Source organism: Streptomyces cavernae, assembly GCF_004023625.1.
GTDB classification, from domain to species: domain Bacteria; phylum Actinomycetota; class Actinomycetes; order Streptomycetales; family Streptomycetaceae; genus Streptomyces; species Streptomyces cavernae.
Genome location: NZ_RPDJ01000078.1, coordinates 1 through 20,199, shown reverse-complemented (window position 1 = coordinate 20,199; position 20,199 = coordinate 1). Strand labels below are relative to the sequence as shown.

At 68.8% G+C, this 20,199-nt stretch carries 9 protein-coding genes and 1 pseudogene; 5 read left to right on the top strand and 5 right to left on the bottom strand.

Going from position 1 to position 20,199, the window contains the following annotated elements:
• Positions 1 to 980 precede the first annotated feature (980 nt).
• Positions 981 to 5,318, top strand: a complete 4,338-nt coding sequence (locus tag EF387_RS44700) for an RICIN domain-containing protein (protein ID WP_238432061.1) — start codon at positions 981 to 983, stop codon at positions 5,316 to 5,318.
• 597 nt (positions 5,319 to 5,915) lie between these two features.
• On the top strand, positions 5,916 to 6,662 hold the full coding sequence (locus EF387_RS44695; protein ID WP_128382324.1) for a hypothetical protein: 747 nt from the start codon (positions 5,916 to 5,918) through the stop codon (positions 6,660 to 6,662).
• A gap of 284 nt (positions 6,663 to 6,946) precedes the next feature.
• On the opposite strand, the pseudogene EF387_RS44690 reads toward EF387_RS44695, so the two are convergent.
• The 5 genes and pseudogenes from EF387_RS44690 to EF387_RS44670 all read right to left on the bottom strand — a co-directional run bounded on the left by EF387_RS44690 (position 6,947) and on the right by EF387_RS44670 (position 13,429).
• A pseudogene (locus tag EF387_RS44690) lies at positions 6,947 to 7,958 on the bottom strand (LacI family DNA-binding transcriptional regulator).
• Entirely contained in the window at positions 7,952 to 10,222 is a 2,271-nt protein-coding gene (gene yicI / locus EF387_RS44685; protein WP_128382323.1) for an alpha-xylosidase, read from the bottom strand. The pseudogene EF387_RS44690 and the gene yicI overlap by 7 nt, the downstream one beginning before the upstream one ends.
• A gap of 29 nt (positions 10,223 to 10,251) precedes the next feature.
• Positions 10,252 to 11,073, bottom strand: coding sequence for a carbohydrate ABC transporter permease (locus tag EF387_RS44680; protein ID WP_128382322.1), 822 nt, complete (start codon positions 11,071 to 11,073; stop codon positions 10,252 to 10,254).
• Positions 11,074 to 11,171: 98 nt separating this feature from the next.
• Positions 11,172 to 12,137, bottom strand: coding sequence for a carbohydrate ABC transporter permease (locus EF387_RS44675; protein ID WP_128382321.1), 966 nt, complete (start codon positions 12,135 to 12,137; stop codon positions 11,172 to 11,174).
• Positions 12,134 to 13,429 (bottom strand): ABC transporter substrate-binding protein, encoded by a 1,296-nt coding sequence (locus tag EF387_RS44670; RefSeq protein ID WP_128382320.1) that lies wholly within the window; start codon positions 13,427 to 13,429, stop codon positions 12,134 to 12,136. The genes EF387_RS44675 and EF387_RS44670 overlap by 4 nt, the downstream gene beginning before the upstream one ends.
• 1,137 nt (positions 13,430 to 14,566) lie before the next feature.
• On the opposite strand from EF387_RS44670, the gene EF387_RS47845 reads away from it, so the two are divergent.
• The 3 genes from EF387_RS47845 to EF387_RS44655 all read left to right on the top strand — a co-directional run bounded on the left by EF387_RS47845 (position 14,567) and on the right by EF387_RS44655 (position 20,072).
• A complete protein-coding gene (locus tag EF387_RS47845; protein ID WP_128382319.1) occupies positions 14,567 to 16,072 on the top strand; it encodes a hypothetical protein in 1,506 nt (501 codons plus the stop codon).
• Complete coding sequence (locus tag EF387_RS44660) at positions 16,072 to 18,252, top strand: bifunctional polysaccharide deacetylase/glycosyltransferase family 2 protein (RefSeq protein ID WP_128382318.1); 2,181 nt, start codon at positions 16,072 to 16,074, stop codon at positions 18,250 to 18,252. Before EF387_RS47845 ends, EF387_RS44660 begins: the two co-directional genes overlap by 1 nt.
• Positions 18,253 to 18,821: 569 nt before the next feature.
• On the top strand, positions 18,822 to 20,072 hold the full coding sequence (locus EF387_RS44655) for an acyltransferase family protein (RefSeq protein WP_128382326.1): 1,251 nt from the start codon (positions 18,822 to 18,824) through the stop codon (positions 20,070 to 20,072).
• The last annotated feature ends 127 nt before the right edge of the window (positions 20,073 to 20,199 follow it).

Below are 20,199 nucleotides of genomic sequence, written 5' to 3'. Positions count from 1 at the left end.
ATCTCGGTTGGCTTCGCAACCCCGAGCTACCAAGAGGCCCTGCCGTCATGCCCGCAGCCGGCGGCAACCACCCGATCGAGCACCCCGTTCGACGTGCAGCCCTCAAGATCGGAACGACAACAGCTACTGAGACCCCGGCGGGTGTTGGTAGCACCCGACCGGGGTTGTTTGTTGTCGCGAACGCTGGAGGGTCGCGACTGTGCGTCGCAAGCGGATCACGAAAAGTCGTGATTGCTGCGCGGGCGAGGCAGACATGCTGCCCACGCCCCGCGAGACCGTGTGGTTCGCGCTCCAGGCCAACCCCGGACCTGGTGAGTGAGAGGCAGTTTCCGGCCAACTCTGGTGTGGTGATCGACTCAGGCCTGCGCAGATCTTCACATCTGCCACACAGGTAATCCCCAGCCTGAGCGCGGACGTTGTGCACGCCGAGAACCGTGGGCCTTGGCTTGCACGTTCGCGCCAGTCCTCTCCGTCACCAAAACTTGACTTGTCCTGTCCCGTTCATGTGCGCGTATTGTGATCGCCGCGAACAGGCGGATCCAGACCACTCCGCCATCGCGCGTGTCAACCGGCGGCCGGGGGAACAGCGTCGCCACGGGGAACTGGCTGTCATGCCGCGTGACCGGCTCACTCTGGGCTGAGTCTCGGTCTGCACCGTCCACTGCTCCTGTCTCCGCACCGAAAGACGGGCTGTGTCACACAGCGCTCCGTCACTTCGGTCGGTCGCCTCGGCCTGCCCTCATGCACTACGAAGGGATGCCCCGTTGCGCAGGCCAGGGTTGTTCGGACCCAGATCACGAAGATCCGCGATTCTCACTCCTGTCATCACGTCCGTTGCCGCCCTGGCCGTCCTCGGCGGCCTTGCCGTCCAGCCCGACCTGCTCAACCGGGACGGCGGAGGACGCGCCGCGCCGGCGGGTGACTCGTACGACTGGAACGAGGACACGGCTGCCGAGCAGTTGCGGCAGGACCAGTGTCTGATGGCTGATGTGCTGCGCCTGGGCGGGCCGTCGATGGCGACGACCGCTCAGGGCGGCCTGAACCAGACCCCGGCCAAGTTGCGTGAGCTGGCCGACCGGGAGCGGTGGAAGGACACCCCGCTCGCGACGGCGTACCAGAAGGACAAGGACGCGGCGAGCAAGGAGCTGGATGCCCTTCACGCGCTGCGGGACGGATGGAAGAAGCCTCTCGACGGGCTGACCACTCCGGCCGGCTTCACTGAGACCGGTTTCCACTGGCCTCCGGGAACGGCGGATGACGGCAAGGACGACTTCTACGGCCAGACGGGGCTGACGAAGTGGACCTCGGACCGGTTTTGGAAGGACGAGAGCAACTTCTACGAGGACTCGACGCCGAAGGCTGACGCGGCGACGGTCAAGGCGGTCAAGGACCTTGGTATCCCGCTGTACGGCAAGAACCCGGACCCTGGCCTGCCCAGAGACGAGTGGAACCGTGCGCTCGCCGAGCGGGACGCCTTCAAGCATCTGTCCGAGTGGGACCTGGAGCCCACCGGTGCGGACAATGCCCGTCTCTTCCTCGCCTCCGGTGGTTTCCCCCGTACGGCCCCGCAGTCGGGCACGGCGGAGTACCGCATCGCGGTCGAGGACATGAAGACCCGGTTCGCCGCGTGTGCGTGGCGTGACCCGATCGACCCGAGCAAGGTGCTGGGCGGCATCTCCGCGACCGCCGCCACCGAGTGGCAGCAGGAGATCTCCGCGCAGGCCGCGCAGCGCAACCAGATCCTGGCCGCGAACACCGACGCCACCAAGGCGCTGGCCGCGGGCGCGAAGGCGCTGGGCGACATGCTCGGCCACTCGTGGACGGCCGACCACCTCACGCGCTGGCAGGACTACTGGTCCGCGGGCGGCGTCGGTTATGTCGGGGCCGCGCCGGCGGTGATCGAGGTGCCGGGCGCGTCGGGCAAGTGCCTCGACATCCCGGGTGGCGCGAAGACCAACGGCTCGCCGGTGCAGATCTACACCTGCAACGGCAAGGCGCAGCAGCAGTGGGAGGTCTACGGCGACGACAAGGGCCTGCACCTGCGCAACGTCAATTCCCTGAAGTGCCTGGATGTGTCGGGGACGAACTCGGCGAACGGCACGAAGATCCAGATCTGGACGTGCAACAGCTCTCCGGCGCAGACGTGGGAGTACAACCTGCGTGCCGCCACGGCGCTGAAAAACACTGCCACGGACAAGTGCCTCGACCTGGCCAACTTCACCAACAGCACGGATGCGCGGTTGTGGACGTGCTCCGGCGGCAACCCGCAGAAGTTCAGGATCAAGCCGTCCGGGCACACCGGGACGGTTCCGCCGAAGGCGCAGTTCGACAAGGCCAAGGCCGGTATCACGGCCGCTCAGGCAGCGGCGAAGAAGCAACTGACTGTCCTGAAGACTCAGCTCACCGCCGCGCAGAAGGCCGTCACCACGTCGGACACCGCTGAGCAGGCCGCCTACACGCTCGCTGATCAGGCCGGTGCTCCGCGGGGTCGTGGTCTGCTGGTGGGTCAGCAGAAGGCCCAGGTCACCAATGGTGCGGCTGCTGCGCTGGCGGCAATGGTGAAGGCGGGTGAGACCGCTGAGGCGGCCACCCGTGCCGCGGCCGCGGACAGTGAGACGATCTCGCAGCGTGCGCTGGCTCAGGCCGCGCAGGCGAAGGCGGAGTTCCGTAAAGAGGCCGCGCACGCCGCCGAGTTGCAGGCGAAGGCCGCAGCGGATGCGGCGAAGGTGCACCGGGACAATGCCAAGAAGGACAAGGAGACCGCGGAGGCCAAGCTCGCCGTCGCGTTGAAGGCCGAGGGTGACGCGAAGGCGGCTGCCGCCGACGCGCACGCCAAGCGGTTGGCCGCGGAGGCCGAAGAGAAGACGGCGAAGAAGGAGAAGGAGACCGCCGAGGCCAAGCAGGCCGAGGCAGCCCGGCACAAGGAGACCGCTCAGGCCGAGGCGTCGAAGGCCAAGGACGCCAAGGACAAGGCCGAATCCGCCGAGGCCACCGCGGTTGCGCGGAAGAACGACGCGGTCAAGGCCCGCGACGACGCGAAAGCCAAGCGGGACGACGCGTGGGACGCGGAGCAGAAGGCCGAGGCGGACCGCGCGAAGGCCGACGCCCTGGGCGCCTACGCCGACTCCCTGAAAGCAGGAGGCGCGGCGACCGCTGCTCGTGCCGCCGCCAACGAGGCGGACGGGCACGCGGACGATGCGGAAGCGGCTGCCGGCAGGGCCCGTTCTGCGGCCGGCGCCGCGACGAAGGCCGCAGCCGACGCGGACGCCGCGGCTACCCGCGCCGAGGCTGCCGCCAAGCGGGCCCGTGCGAACGCCGATGGTGCGCAGGCGGCGAAGCTGCGCGCGGACGCTGCGGTGAAGACCGCGACCGCCGCCGTGGCGGACGCCATCAAGGCCGCCGCTCACGCTGCCGACGAGGCGAAGACGGCTGTCGAGTTGGCGGATGAGGCGGAGAAGCACGCCAAGACCGCCAAGTCCGAGGCGGACGAGGCGAACAAGGAGGCCGCCAAGGCCCTGATGGCCTCGGCGAAGGCCGCGGGCTTCGCCCACGTCACCGCCCAGGCCGCCGTGGACGCCGGCAACGCCGCCGCGCAGGTCGCCCAGCCGGCCAACGACGCCATCCAGCTCGGCTCCCCGTACGTCACCACCGACTCGGCCGCCGGCCTGGTGGTGCTGACCGGGCAGGCGTCGAAGTCCATCGCCGAGCAGCAAAAGGCCGTCGCCGACGCCCACGCCAAGAACGCCAAGGAGGAGGCCGCCGCAGCCAAGGCACTCGCCGAGCAGGCGAAGGGGGATGCCAAGGCCGCCTACCAGCACGCCGCCAACGCCGCCGGACACGCGGCGGACGCCCGCGGCTACGCCAAGGAGGCCCTCGGCTACGCCGCCGACGCCGCCCTGGCCGCGTCCAAGGCCAGCCAGTCACTGGCCCGCTCGATCGAGTATCAGCGCCAGGCCACCGAGGACGCCGCCGCAGCCGACCGGGCCGCCGGGCGCGCCGAGGGCTACGCCAAGGAAGCCCGCGCCTCCGCCGACCAGGCCGCTCTCGACGCGGCAGCAGCCCGCGCGGCCGCATCGGAGGCCGAACAGGCCGCCAAGGACGCCCGCGCCGCGGCCGACCGCGCCGACGCCGCCGCGACCGAAGCCGAACAGGCCGCCAAGGACGCCGAAAGGTACGCCAGGGAAGCCCAGGAAGCCGCCGACCGAGCCGAAAGGGCCGAGAAGGGCAAGGACGTCGACGCCGGCACCGTCGTCGACCAGGACGGCTCCATCGGCAACATGTTCTACAAGGTCGACCGCTACGAGAAGATCGGAGAACCCAAGACCCTGGCGAAGACGGACGCCTGCGACAAGTGGTACACCCCGGTCGTCTACACCGGCGGCTGCACGATGACCGTGGAGTTCCGTCTCAAGGCCTACCTCAGCCTCTACGTGTGCGACGCCGCCGGCATCGACCCGATGAAGTACATGTGCCCGGCCGGCGCGACCACCTACGTGGGACCGCACGTTACCGAGGTAACCCAGAAGGTCACGCACACGATCACGGTGGCCGAGTTCCAAGCGGGCATCGACCCGGTGGACGTCATCTTCGGCAGCTGGATCAAGTGCTTCCAAAAGCTCATCCCCGGCGGTAGAGGCGGAGACGGCAGCCAGTGCGGCTGGGTCGCCTTCGACGTCGCGACACTGTTCGCCGGTAAGATCCTGAGGCCCATCGCTGACGCCATCAAGGCAGCCGATGCCTCGCTGAGGCTTGGCATCGGTTTCGCCGACGCCTACGGGGGCCTGCGTGCCGCAGGGCTGTCGGAACAGGCCATCGCCGGTATCACTAGTAAGCTCATCAAGGAGCTGCGCGAACGCTGCCTGAAGGGCAAACCCGCCGGAAAGAGCCTGTTCCGGGCCGACGCCAAGGCTGCCCGTGTCAGTAGCTCCCCTTGTACTGAGTGGGCGGACGACTACGGCAGCGGAAGTCATGGGGTGATGGGTTCCATCGACAACGATGGGATCCTGAATCTCCTGGTTCTCGCCGAAGAGGGTCTGACGCCGACTGGCAGCGAAATGATTGCCGACGTCATGGCGAAGATCGGCGGAAATGCAAAGGGGATCCGGGGTACCTGGCTGGGCGGCGGCGACATGAAGGACAATCTGGACAGCTTCAATGCTGGTATACAGAGTCTCATGTTGAGCCATGAGGAAGCAGCACGACTGACTTTCACCGGCAAGATGGCCGCCAAATATGGATTCAACGGGGAGATTGACATCGTGAAACTGGTAGGCACTCCCGGTAATTACACCAAGGTTGAGGTGGTGTTCTGGAAATGAAGGACCCCAAGTTGATTGCGCTCGGCGTTCGCGAGCGTGCGATGCGCGGTGTCGACACGGTGGATATCGCCCTATGGGTGAAAGCGGAACTCGGGAGCGACGCGACCTTCTTCGCGTTTGCCAGCTGCTTCTTCCATGGATTGGGAGTCCCCGTCCATGCGATTAGGCAACTTGAGGGATGGAATGGCGTAGGGGGCAATCGAGAGGTATCCGATTCAGACGTGCGAATGAGTCTGGATCCCTACGTCGTGCCACTCCGGCAACAGCGGTAACGGCACCTCACGTGGCCGCGTAGCAGCGACCACGAAATCCCGCAGCCGCGGCCCGCGCCCGAAGCAACACGAGTGCGGGCCGCACTGCGACTACCACGGACCGAAACACGCCCAGTCCCGGTGCCCGGGTCAGGCTGGAAGATGGCCGCCCGGCCCTGGTGTACGCCGTGGAGTGGACAGTGCCGACCGGTGATCTGATCGCCTACCTGCGGGCTGCCTTGCACAAACAGTGTGGCAGGGGCGACTGTTGAGCTCGGCGGCGCGAAGTGGACGCCGGCCCCGGGGGCGTGGGCGACAACGGCTACGTGATCGGAGGGAACATCGCATGACCCCCGAAGAACCACGGCACGTGCTGGTCCACGCCCGGAGCGAGCCGTCTCCTGTCTACGGGCCGCACGAAGGCGGCTGGTACGAGGACGTGGACGCGTTCACTAGCAACGTCCCGCTGGACGACGCCGCGCTGGGCCTGCCCGCGGACCTGTCCGACGCACTGCGCTCGTGGTCGCTTTCCCGTCCGTCCGAGGGGTTCGCCTCTCGCCCGGCCCTGCGCAAGCACGTCCAGCAGGGCCTGGAGATGGCGCAACGCCTGGCCCGGCACCTCGGCCCGTCCTGGGTGGTGCGGTACTGGGACGAACGCCACGGGACGGCGAAGTGGGTGTGCTGGGGCTGCGACCGCCTGCACTGGGAACGCGACAGCCATGGGACCCCGCCCCACCCGGTCCACATCACGGTCGAAGGCGAGTACAAGTACGGTCCACTGCGCTCCGACGGGTTCGGCGACTTCTTCCCCGACGACCCCGCCGCCGCTTTGGACCTGCCCGACGACCTCGTCTCCGCTCTTTACAAGTGGGCCGAGGCCATCGACACCACGCTGAACCTGGAGCTGCGGGACCGGGAGGAGGGCAAGTACGACGCCGAGTGGGAGCGGCTGTTCCACGAGGGGATGGACCTGGCGAAGCGTGTCGCACACGAGCTGGGGCCTGCCCGGAGGGTGACCTACAAGGGGCTGGCCAATGGGGGCGGCCTGGCCGCACTGACGTCGGTCACCTGGCAAGGAGACCGGCAGCTGTAGTCGGGGGTGACATTCCGCCGCCCGCCCACACGGCCAAGTAGGTACGTCCCCGCTTCAGGCAGATGCCTGGAGCGGGGACGTCGGCTATCAGCGCAGGGGGAACGTCGGTCGAACTGGGTTACTCCGATGTGGACTCACTGGTCCGACGGAGCAACGCTGTTCCCCGGACCGCCCCGCCGCCGGACTGGGCATCGGCCTCGCGGTCGCGGTCGCGGCCCGGTTGGCGACGGTCCGACGGCGAGGAATCCGCGGAGCTGGAGGAGGATGCCTGTGACCGGCCGGGGTCACGCCAGCGAGCGACATGCCGTACTCGCTCTCTCCGTGAGCCTGGGCGGCAGCAGCGTCGCCTCCGGGACGGTCGCGCCGGCCAGCTTCTTCATCAGCAGGTCCACCGCCCCGGCGCCCACCTCGCCGGACGGCACGTCCACGGAGGTGACCGGGAGGCGGGTGCGTCCGGCCAGGTCGTCCGGGCAGATCGCGGTCACCGACAGATCGACGGGGACCCGCAGCCCGAGCTCCTCGAACGCGTCGATCAGCGGCTCCAGGATCGCCTCGTTGTGCACGACGACCCCGGTCAACGCCGGTCGCTCCCGCAGGAGTTGCTCGGCGATCACGCGGGCCGCGGCGGGGGTCGCCTCGCAGGGGTGGACGGAGGACACGAGCCCCTGCCGGGCGGCGGCCGCCGTGAAGCCCTGGACCACGCGCTGGGCGAACCCCGTCTCGCGCACGTAAACCGCGGGCGGCGACCCGACCAGCGCCACAACCCGGTGCCCGAGCCGCACCAGATGTTCCACGCACACCTCGCCCGCCGCCTTGAAGTCGAGGTCGATACAGGTCAGCCCGTCGGGCTCGGCCGGGAAGCCGATCATCACGGACGGCAGGCCGAGCTCCCTCAGCAGTGGCAGCCGGGGATCGTGGAGCTGGACGTCCATCACGATCAGCGCATCCACCAGGGCCGTGTCCGCGACCCGGCGCAGTCCGTCCTCGCCCTCCTCCTGCGTGAAGCAGCACCACGTCGTGGTCGTGCCTGCGGGCGCTGGTCACCACCGACACCGCGAACTGCATCACCACCGGTACATGGATGCCCGTCCGCAGGGGCACCACCAGCGCGATCACGTTCGAGCGGCTGCTGGCGAGCGCCCGGGCGCCCGCGTGCGGCCGGTAGCCCAGCTCGCGGATGCTGGCCTCGATGCGCTGCCGGGTCTCCTCCGAGATCGGGCGTTTGCCGCTGAGGGCGTACGAGACGGTGCTGGGGGACACCCCCGCGTGCCGTGCCACATCGGTGATCTTCACCATCTCTCGCGCTCCGCATCGGGTAGTTCCAGGGAGAGGAAGCCCGTTCCGGCCCTCGCTCGGACCGTACGGTCACCGCAGGCCAGTGCCCAGGGCGCCGAGGCGTCGTCCGCGGAGGCGCGGAGCGTGTCCCCCTCCCGTACGACGGTGAAGGTCACCCCGCCCACCGGCACGGTCACCTGCTCGCCGCGCGCCAGGCCGTAGGCGTGGAGCGTCACGCCGTCCGCGTACGGGTAGTCGGGCCGGTCGTCCACCGCGCCCACCGGGATCACCGCACCCGGCCGGACGAGCAGCGGCAGGCTCAGAAAGCCGTGCCTCTCCCGGACCCAGCGCGGTCCGGTGACCGTCTCGCCGGTGAGGAAGTGGGTCCAGGTGCCCTCGGGCACGTAGTAGGAGACGTCCCCGTCGTCGCTGAAGACGGGTGCGACGAGCAGGTCCGGGCCGAGCATGTACTGGCGTTCCAGGTGGGCGCAGCCGGGGTCCTCAGGGAACTCCAGGACCATCGCCCGCATCATCGGCACACCGTCGGTGTGGGCGGTGCGGGCGGCCTCGTGGAGGTAGGGCATGAGCCGTAGCTTGAGCCGGGTGAATTCACGGACCACGTCCACGGATTCCTCGTCGAACAGCCACGGCACCCGGTACGAGGACGAGCCGTGCAGCCGGCTGTGCGAGGACAACAGGCCGAAGGCGGCCCACCGTTTGAACAGGGCGGGTGTCGGGGTGCCCTCGAAACCGCCGATGTCGTGGCTCCAGTAGCCGAACCCGGTCAGCCCGAGCGACAGCCCGCCGCGCAGCGACTCCGCCATCGACTCGTACGTCGCCTCGCAGTCGCCGCCCCAGTGGACCGGGAAGCGCTGGCTGCCCGCGGTCGCCGAGCGGGCGAAGACCACGGCCTCCTTCTCGCCGCGGGTCTTGCGCAGCACCTCGAAGACCGTGCGGTTGTACAGATAGGTGTAGTAGTTGTGCATCCGCTCCGGGTCGGAGCCGTCCGCGTACGCCACGTCGACCGGCACTCGCTCGCCGAAGTCCGTCTTGAAGCAGTCGACGCCCTGCGCGAGTACGGCCTCCAGCTTGGCCGCGTACCACTCGCGGGCGGCCGGGCTGGTGAAGTCCACCAGCGCCATGCCCGGCTGCCACAGGTCCCACTGCCAGACGCTGCCGTCGGGTCTGCGCAGCAGATGGCCGAGGGCCTTGCCCTCCGCGAACAGCGGTGAGCGCTGGGCTATGTACGGGTTGATCCAGACGCTGATGCGCAGGCCGCGTTCCTTGAGCCGGGCGAGCATGCCCTCCGGATCGGGGAACACCCGGGGATCCCACCGGAAGTCGCACCAGTTGAACTCGCGCATCCAGAAGCAGTCGAAGTGGAAGACGGACAGCGGGAGGTCGCGTTCCTTCATGCCGTCGATGAAGGAGGTGACGGTGGCCTCGTCGTAGGAGGTGGTGAAGGACGTCGACAGCCACAGGCCGAAGGACCAGGCGGGCGGCAGGGCCGGGCGGCCGGTGAGGGCCGTGTACTTGCGCAGGATCTCCTTGGGGGTGGGACCGTAGATGACGTAGTACGTGAGCTGCTGGCTCTCGACGCTGAACTGGACGCGGGAGACGGCCTCCGAGCCGACCTCGAAGGAGACCCTTCCGGGGTGGTCGACGAAGACGCCGTAGCCCGCGTCGGTGAGGTAAAAGGGCACGTTCTTGTAGGCCTGTTCGGTGGCGGTACCGCCGTCCGCGTTCCATATGTCCACCACCTGGCCGTTCTTGACCAGGGGACCGAAGCGTTCGCCGAGCCCGTAGACGGACGTGCCGATGCCCAGGCCGAGTTGCTCGCGCAGATAGTGGGCGCCGGCCGCGTCGCGCATGATGCCCATGCCCTTGGAGCCGCTCGAGGTCAGGGTGCGGCCGTGGGCGAGGAACTCGATGTGCCAGGGGTCGGTGCGGGACACCCGCACGCTCAGCCGGCCAGCCGTGAGCTGGGCGTTGTCGTCGTCGTACGACACCTGCGGAGTGAACTCGGCCCGAGTGAGCTCGAATTCGGGGCCGCGCGGCTGCTCGCCCTCGAAGTGCGTGAACGTGACGCCGATGACGTCCGGCATCGGGGCGTGTGCGCTGATCGTCACGACCGGTCCCTTCAACAGGTCCCCGCGGTGGCGGATGGGCTGCGTCGGTGCGTGGATGTCGAGGGTGCCGGGCCCGGCGGTCACATCGAGGACCTCGACGGGGTACGCGGCGGTGACCCCCTCGCGCAGCAGCCAGTAGCCGTCGGTGAACTTCACGCGGTAACCCCCTACTTGACCTGCTTGGTCTACTTGACGGCACCCACGGCGATACCGCGGGTGAGGGTTCGCTGGAAGACGAGGAAGAAGACGATGGCGGGCAGGACACCCAGCAGGGCCGCCGCGTTCGTCATCGTGGCGTCCATCAGCCGCTGGCCCTGGAGGACGCCGAGCGCCACCGACACCGTCTGGTTGTCGTTGGAGACCAGCATGACCAGGGGCAGCAGGAACTCGTTCCAGGTCCAGATGAAGAAGAACACCAGCAGGACGCCGATGGTCGGCCGGCTGACGGGGACCACGATCCGCCACAGCACCTGCCAGGCGTTCGCCCCGTCGATACGGGCGGCCTCGATGATCTCGCGCGGGAACCGGCCCAGCACGGCGGAGAGCAGATAGGTGCCGAACGCCGCCTGGATGACGGTGAAGACGATGATCACGCTGAGCCGGGTGTCGTAGAGGCCCGCCTGCTTGCTCAGGAAGTAGACCGGGTACACAAGCGCCTCCTGCGGCAGCATGTTGGCCAGGACGAAGAAGGCGAGCACCCAGGTGCGGCCCTTGATCCGGCCGATGCCGATCGCGTACGCGTTGAGGACGGAGAGCACGACCGCGAGGACGGCCACCGACCCGGAGATCAGGACCGAGTTGACCAGCTTCTGCCCGAAGTCGACGCGCTCCCAGAAGCTCTGCAGACCGTCGAGGTAGAGGCCGTCGGGAAGGCTCAGCGGGCCGTTCGCGGAGTACTCCGCGGGGGACTTGACGGCGTTGACCGCGACGATCGCGAACGGCAGCACCATGAACAGGGCCCCCACGCACAGGGCGAGCAGGACGGGGTAGCGGCGCACGGCGGTCATGCACGGGCCCCTTCCTCGGGTTCCGCCTTCATGTCCTGGCCCCCTCCTCGCGTTCCGTGGTCAGGTCTGTTCATGTCCGGGCCCCTTCCACGCGGCGGTCACGTCCGGACCCCGTCCTCGGCGTCCTCCGCGCGCGTCTGGAGCTTCAGCCCGATCAGGGCCAGCACCAGGATGATCACCGTCAGCACGGTGGAGATCGTGGCGCCGTACCCGACCTGCGTCTTCTCGAAGAACGTGGTGAAGGAGAAGTAGGACGGCACATTGGTCGCCCCGCCGGGACCGCCCTTGGTGAGCACGTACACCGCGCCGAAGACCTTGAGCGCGGCGATCGTGCACCACAGCAGCACCACATAGGTCTCCGGGCGGATCTGCGGCAGCGTGATGTGCCAGAACCGGCGCCACCAGCCCGCGCCGTCCAGCTCGGCGGCCTCGTACAGCTGCGGGTCGACGCGTTGCAGCCCCGCCATGAACACCACCAGCGGGAAGCCGATCTGCACCCACACCATCACGCCCATGACGCTGTACAGCGCGAGGTCCGGATCGCCCAGCCAGTCCTGCTGCCAGGAGCCCAGGCCGGCGGCCTTCAGCAGCTCGTTGAGGGAACCGCCCTCGGGAGCGAGGATCCAGCTCCAGACGATGCCGGCGACGGCGATCGGCAGCACCTGCGGGAGGTAGAAGCAGGCCCGCAGCACGGCGGCCGTCCTGCTGCCGAAGTGCTTGCCGACGAAGTCGAAGAGCGCGGCGGCCAGGACAAGCCCGATGGCCGTCGGTACGGCCGCCATCGCCACCACCATGAACAGGCTGTGCCGGAAGGACGCCCAGAACTCGTCGTCGTCCAGCAGTTCGCGGTAGTTGGCGAGCCCCGACCACGTGGGGCTGCCCACTCCCTGCCATTCGGTGAAGCTCACCCCGGTGTTCATCAGGAACGGCACGACGACGACCGCGCAGAAGGCGAGGACACCGGGCAGCAGGAACAGGGCGTACGGGTCGCGGGGGCGGCGCGGGCGGGCCCGGCCCGTGTGCTGTTCGACGACCCGGCCGCCCCGTTCGACGGTGAGCGTCATGTCTTCGGCACGCCCTTGTCGTACGCCTCCTGCAACGCGTCGAGGTATTCGCCGGGTTTCGCGCTGCCGTTGATCAGTTTCTGGGTCTCGGCGACGAGGACGTCGTAGAAGCCGGGGACGGGCCAGTCCGGGTAGAAGGCGAGGCCGTCACGCCCCGCGAGGGTGTTGAAGTCGTCGATGAGGGCCTTGGCCTGTGGATCGGTGATGGCGGACGCGTCGGCTGCGACCGGTACCGCGCCCTTGTTGCCGAGCAGGTTCTGGATCTTCTCGGACATGGTGATGTCGATGAAGTCGTAGGCGAGTTCCTTGTTCTTGGCGCCCTTGGGGACCACCCACAGGTTGCCGCCGGAGCCGAGTGTCATGTTCGATCCGGGCCACAGGAACGTGCCCCACTCGAACTTGTTCTCCGCCTTGAAGCGGCCGTACCACCAACTGCCGGAGAACAGGATCGGGAACTTGCCCTGGATGAAGGAGACACCCGCGTCCTCGGCCTTGAGACTGCTGGACTTCTCGCTGATGTAGCCCTTCTTCACCCAGTCGGCGAACGTCTCGGCGCCGTACGTCCAGGCGGCGTCGCGGAAGTCGGTCCTGCCCTTGTACAGCTCGTAGGAGTCGACCCAGGAGCGGTCCGCCTTGGACAGGGCGAGCTGGTAGAGGTACTGATGGGCGATGTACTCGGCACCGGCGTTGGCGAGCGGTGTGACGCCCTTGTCGACGAAGGTGTCCATGGCGGCGGTCAGTTCGTCGAAGGTGGTGGGCTCCTCGACCCCGTGCTTCTCGAAGAGGTCCTTGTTGTAGAAGACCATCGTGTACTCGGCGTAGTTGGGCACGCCGTACCAGTTGCCGGAGCCCATCACGCCGTTCGTGTCGTACTGGCTGGTGGTGCGGACACCGGCGCTGATCTTCTTGTCCCAGCCGCGTTTCGTCACCTCGGCGGTGAGGTCGGTGAGCAGTCCCTGTCTGGACAGCAACCCGGCGGTGGCGTTGCCCTTGTTGTACTCCATGAGGTCGGGGGCGTCGCCCGAGTTGAGGACCATCGGGGCGGTCTTCTGGATCTGTTCGAAGCCCTTTTCCTCGAACTCGACCCGAACGCCCGGGTGCGTCCTCTCGAACTCCTTGATGGCCTCGTTCCAGGCCACGCCCATCGCGCTGTCGGGGGCTTCGTAGTGCCATAACCTGAGGGTCTTCCCGTCGGAGGACCCGCTGTCCGAGCCGCCGCAGGAGGCCAGCAGAAGGGTTCCGCCGAGCACCGCCGCGGCTGTCGCCACCACACGCCTTCGTGCCGTCGACATCCAGTACCTCCAGGGGAGTCGGATGGGTATGCGGGCATCAGGACGTCACGCACCGATCGTCGAATCGATTCGATGCGTGATGTCGAAGCGCTTCGACGGTGGAAAGTATGTGGGGGTTGCGGCTGCGTCAATGGGGTGTGCGCTGATGTGCCTCGAGTGCGCTGGTGTCTGAGGTGTCCTGCGTGCCTCAGGTGCCAGAAACCTGTCTGCGTGACTGAAGTGCCAAAAGTGCCGGAGGTGCTGCGGTCTGTCGGCGGTGTTCTGTTGGTACTCAGGCGGTGCGGTGGGCGTGGAGGTTGGCGAAAAGGGGTCTGCGGGAGTCGCGTCCTCCCGGTGGCCCCTCGTCGTCCGGTGGCGCGGACTAAGGGGTCCTTGCACTATGCCCGCCCGGGTCGCGTGGTCTGGCACCGCTCCCCCAAGCTCTCGGCTGCGCTCGAGCAGGGGGCACCCCCATCGCCGCGTTGCCGAAAAGCCCAGGTAGCTCCTCCCCCAAGCTCTCGGCTCCGCTCGAGCAGGGGGCACCCCCCATCCAGGGCTCTCCGGCGCCTTGCGATGCACGGCACCAGACCACGCGACCTCATCGGACGCTCATAGTGCAAGGACCCCTAAGCCGGCCTTGAAACCGACCGTGATGCGGCGGTCACTCGATCGAGGGGTTCGGGCCGAAATGCCCCCGCTCGTGCTGCCTGCGGTCGGTGCGGAGGGGGTTCGGCAGATCATGGCCAAGAAACGGAACCCTGGCCTTGCAGTTGTGGATTTTCCTGCTAAGCGCGGGAGGGTGCCGCGGTCCTTGGTTGACCCCGTTCCGCTGTCGCCTCTATCACTTCTGTGACGAGAGAGGCTCCGTCGGCCGGTAGTTGACGCCCTTAGGGCGGCGGCAGCCGAACTCGCGTACGAAGAAGGGTGGCTTATCTGTCCAGCGGATAGTTGGATTTCGGCCACAGATGCACTCATCATGATGAGTCGGGACGGACGCGCAGCAACGCGTGTCACCTCTGTGCGCTACATTCGTGGTCCGGGCGCCGTGTGATAAGGGGGGCGCTCGGATCGGGTGGGGGCCCGATCCGGACGACAAGTGTGGGCTGCCCGGAGTCGTACGCGCACCCGGTTCAGTCCCATGGGGGGATGTGCGAGCGCGTGGAAAATTGGCGAGAAGACGCTCAACCGGAGCGGCGGGATGCCGGTCGGGCGGATCGGTCCCAGGCTGATGAGCCGGGCCGGCGAGAGGGCGTACGCAGTGACCGGAGCGACGACGGTCGGCCGGTCTCGGCGGAGAACGGCAAGAGCCGCGAAACCGGCGAAACCCGCGAAAGCGGGGAACGCAGCGAAAGCGGCAAGAGTCGCGAGAGTGTCGAGGGCGTCGGCGGCGTCGAGGACGCCAAGGGAGTCACGGCCAAGAAGGTCGAGGACACCAAGCGCTTCGAGGACGCCGTAAGCCCTGAGCGGCGTCGGGCGGACGCGGATGCCGGAGCGCAGGACCGACGGCCGTCCTGGTCGGGACCGGACCGTATCGCTCGTACCGTGACGGACAAGGACGAGTCCCCCGCACCCGGCACCGCCGAGCCGACCGGACCGGCCACCGGCAAGTCCTTCGGACCGGCCACCGGTGGTTCCTTCGGACCGGTCACCGGTGGTTCCTTCGGACCGGCCGCGAGCCCGGGCAGGCCGAGCGGGACGGCGGCAGGCGCCGACAAGTCCGGCGGGCCGACCATCGGCCTGGGGGGCAAGTCCACGCCTCCTGCCGCGAGCCCGGGCAGGCCCACCGGAAGGGCGGCGGGCGCCGGCTCGGCGAGTGGGCCGACCATGCATCTGGGCGGGCCCGCCGGGCCGGGCGTGAACCGCCCCACCCGGGCGGCCACCGACCACCCGACGTTCGCCATGCCCGTGCAGCGCACCAAGCGGGACACCGGCGCCTGGCCGAAAGGGCCCGAGCTGCCCGTCACCTACGACCCGCACGAGGTGACGGTCCAGATCGACGGCGTGGGCCGCCAACTCGGCGAGCTGCTGGGCAAGAAGAACGCCAACGAAGAGCCCGACGCCCCGGTCTTCGTCGACGAGTCCGGTCGGCGCAGCCGTCTGTACCGCCGCATCGGCCTCCTCGTCGGCGCTGTCTGCGCGGTCTACGCGGTGGTCATCGTGGGCACCGTGCTGTCCGGCAACTCCAGCGCGCCCTTGCTGCCGGGGCTGGGCCAGAAGGACAAGGAGGAAGAGGCCGACAAGGTCGAGAACTCACCGGCGCCCACCCCCTCCGCCGAGCCGTCCCCCTCGCAAAGCGCCTCGCCCGGCACCAGCCCGTGGGGCGTGGGAGGCACCGTGCCGGCGCCGGACACCACCCGGAAGCCCGTGCCGTCCAGCAGCGCCACCACGAAGAAGCCGGGCGCCTCGGAAGACCCGGAGCCCACGAAGAGCGCGACCAGCAAGCCGGATCCGGACCCGTCCGTGCCGGACGGCGAGACGACACCGCCGGCGGACCCGTCCCCGGACCCCGAACCGACTCCCGGGACGAGCAACACCGCGGGCCCCGTCGGTGGCGGAGTCGACACGGTCGCGGACGGTCCCGCGTCGCCCAGTCCCCTCATGGGCCCCGTCGAAGGCCCCATCGAACAGCCGAGCCCCGCCGCGTCCCCGGAGAACACCGTCTGATGGCACCTCCCCTCGGTCGCAGCGCCGGAACAAAGTCCCCCCGGCGCCGCCGACTGCCCATGCGCTACCTGCTGCCCTCGCTCGTCCTCGTCGCGCTGATGGCGATGCTGATGCTGCGCGGGTACGTGCACAACGAGATCCTCGCCGACCACCGCGTCCAGTCGCCCGCCTCCAACGACAAGGTGCCGAAGGAGATCCTCGAGGGCGGCCCGGTGATCGACAGCCGCAACGGCGACGGGAAGAGCCTCGACCTGCCCGACCGGAAGCTCGTACTCACCTTCGACGACGGCCCCGACCCGACGTGGACGCCCAAGGTCCTCGAGGTGCTGAAGAAGAACGACGCCAAGGCCGTCTTCTTCATCACCGGCACCATGGCCTCGCGTTACCCGGACCTCGTCCAGCGGATGGTGGACGAGGGCCACGAGATCGGTCTGCACACCTTCAACCACCCCGACCTCTCCTTCCAGTCCAAGCGGCGCATCGACTGGGAGCTCTCCCAGAACCAGCTGGCGCTCGCGGGCGCGGCCGGCATCCGCACCTCGCTCTTCCGCCCCCCGTACTCGTCGTTCGCCGTCCGCATGGACAACAACTCCTGGCCCGTGACCCAGTACATCGGCAGCCGCGGCTACATCACCGTCGTCAACAACGCCGACAGTGAGGACTGGAAGCGGCCCGGGCCGGCCAAGATCGTCAGCAATGCCACGCCCAAGGGCAAGTCCGGGGCCATCGTGCTCATGCACGACTCCGGTGGCGACCGCTCCCAGACCGTCACCGCCCTGGACCAGTACATCGACAAGCTCAAGGCCAAGGGCTACGAGTTCCAAACCCTCACCGCCGCGCTGAACGCCCCGAGCGCCCACTCCAAGGTCGGTGGCCTGGAGCTGATGAAGGGCAAGGCGTGGGTCCTGGCCGTACAGGCCTCGGAGAGCACGACCAGCTTCCTCGTCGTGGGCCTCGCCGTGGTCGGCACCCTCGTCATCGCCCGCTTCGGCATGATGCTGCTGCTGTCCGTCATCCACGCCCGTCGCGTACGCCGCCCCGGCTTCAGCTGGGGGCCGCCGGTCACCGAACCGGTGTCGGTCCTGGTGCCCGCCTACAACGAGGCGAAGTGCATCGAGAAGACGGTCCGTTCCCTCGTGGCGAGCGACCATCCCATCGAAGTGATCGTCGTGGACGACGGGTCGAGCGACGGCACCGCACGCATCGTCGAGGGCCTGCGCCTGCCGAACGTACGTGTTGTGCGCCAGCTCAACGCGGGCAAGCCGGCCGCTCTCAACCGCGGTGTGGCCAACGCCCGTTACGACCTGATCGTGATGATGGACGGCGACACGGTCTTCGAACCCTCGACGGTCCGGGAACTGGTCCAGCCCTTCGGCAACCCGAAGGTGGGCGCCGTCGCGGGCAACGCCAAGGTCGGCAACCGCGACTCGCTGATCGGCGCCTGGCAGCACATCGAGTACGTGATGGGCTTCAACCTCGACCGGCGGATGTACGACATCCTGCGCTGTATGCCGACCATCCCCGGTGCGGTGGGCGCGTTCCGCAGGACCGCCCTGAAGCGGGTCGGCGGTATGAGCGACGACACGCTCGCCGAGGACACCGACATCACCATGGCCCTGCACCGCGACGGCTGGGACGTGGTGTACGCGGAGAACGCGCGCGCGTGGACCGAGGCCCCGGAGTCCGTGCAGCAGCTGTGGTCGCAGCGCTACCGCTGGTCGTACGGCACGATGCAGGCGATCTGGAAGCACCGCAAGGCCATCGTGGAACGGGGCCACTCCGGCCGCTTCGGCCGTGTGGGCCTGCCGTTCGTGTCGCTGTTCATGGTGGTGGCCCCGCTGCTGGCTCCGCTGATCGACGTGTTCCTCCTCTACGGGCTGGTGTTCGGCCCGACCGGCAAGACGATCCTCGCGTGGCTCGGCGTCCTGGCCATCCAGGCCGCCTGCGCGGCACTCGCCTTCCGCCTGGACCGGGAACGCATGACCCACCTGATCTCGCTGCCGCTGCAGCAGATCCTCTACCGCCAGCTCATGTACGTCGTACTGCTCCAGTCCTGGATCACCGCTCTCACCGGTGGCCGACTGCGCTGGCAGAAGCTGCGGCGTACGGGCGCGGTGTCTATGCCCGGTCAGGGGGCCGGGGCCCAGCAGCAGGCGATGGACCGGAGGCCGGTCGGATGAGCTCACCTTCCTCCGGTTCATCGGGGACTCCGTGGTTCGGCGATGCGCCTGGGAGTTCTGGCAGCGCAGGTGACGGCGGCCGTTCCGGTGATGGGGATCGTTCTGGTGACGGCAGCCGTTCTGGTGACGGCGGCCGTTTCGGTGACGGCGGCCGTTTCGGCGGCCCCGGTGGTTCGGGATACCCCGGCGCTGCGGGCAGCGGTGGGAGTTCCGGGTACCCGGGCGGTTCGGGATACCCGGGCGGTTCGGGATACCCAGGCGGTTCGGGGCACCCCGGCGGTTCGGGATACCCCAGCGGCCCCGGTGGCCCCGGAAACCCCCGTCCAGGAAGCCCCGGTCTCGGAAGCCCCCGCAGCCCTGGCAGTCCGGGCAGTCCGGGCAGTCCGGGCAGTCCGGGCAGTCCGGGCAGTCCGGGCAGTCCGGGCAGTCCGGGCAGTCCGGGCGGTCCCGGACCGGACTTCCCCGGGTACCAAGAGGCGTACCTCGGGCGTCCCGCGTCCGGTGGGCCCAGGATCCCCGCCTTCCCCGGGGTGCCGGACGCCCCGGGCGCGCCGGTGGCGACGCAGGAAATGGGCACGGTGACCGTCCCCCCGCCCGCTCCCAGCACCACCGGGTCCGGTACCGAGGGGACGGCGGAGCCGACGGCCCCGGAGGGCTCGGGCAAACCCGGCCGTGACCGGTACTTCGACTTCCTGCGGGCGATCGCCCTCTTCCGTGTCGTCCTCTACCACCTCACGGGCTGGGCCTGGCTGCCGCTGGTGTTCCCGTCCATGGGCGTGATGTTCGCGCTCGCCGGGAACCTCATGGCGCGTTCGCTGAGGCGTCCGCCGGTCCAGGTGATCCGGAGCAGGATCCGCCGGCTGCTTCCCCCGCTGTGGCTCTTCGGCGCGATCGGCGTCACCGGCATGGTGATGCAGGGCTGGGGGCCCGACGCGGAAGGGCACCCGTTCTGGTGGTGGGGCCACCTCGCGTTCTGGATCCTCCCGTTGAGCGATCCGCCGTACGGCGAGGGGCTGCCCGGCATCCACGGCCTCATCGGCGAGAACTGGGCCGCCGACTTCGCCGGTCCCCTCTGGTACATCCGCGCGTACCTCTGGTACGTCCTGCTCTCGCCGGTCCTGCTGAAGGCCCTGCGCGCGGTGCCCGTGGTGACGATCCTCACCCCGCTCGCGCTGTCGGCCGCCTTCTCCCAGGGCTATCTCGAACTGCCCGGCGAGCGGATCCCCTCGGCCCTCACCGACTTCAGCACGTTCGGGGCCTGCTGGATCCTCGGCATGGCGTACCAGGAGGGCATCCTGCAGCGCCTGCCCCGCTACATCGTTCCGTCCGTGGCCCCGGTCGTCGGCGCCATGGGGTTGTGGTACGCGTTCTCGCACGACTTCGGGCCGGGCAACGACCTCGACTCGATACCGTTCGCGCAGGCCCTGTGGTCCTTCGCGACCGTGCTGATGCTGCTGCACATCAGCCCGTCATGGTCGGAATGGCCCCGCAGGCTCCGCCGCTGGGACCGACCGATCACTTTGCTCAACTCCCGGGCGGTGACGGTCTACCTGTGGAGCAACATGTGCATCCTGGTCGCCGCGACGCTGTGGGACCACCTGTGGAACATCGACCTGATGTGGCGGCATTTCTCCTGGCTGCTGGAGAGCCCGTGGGGGGTGCTCGCTTTCACCTGGGTGCTCATCGGCGGCTGCATCGTCGCGTTCGGCTGGGCGGAGGACCTGGCGGCCAAGCGAAAGCCGGAGCTCTGGCCGGACGGCCGCCGGAGCGCGAGGTCACGCTCGCGCACGAGCTCCCGTTCGGGAGCGCGGCGGGCCTGACGGCTGGGCGGGCGCACGGGACCCATGGGTCGGAACGGGCCGGACGGGCGGGCCCGTAGCCACTGTCTATGGGTCCCGGGCGCACCGGACGGGCGGGCCGGGGGCCTCTACTGACGGGGTTGGAAGG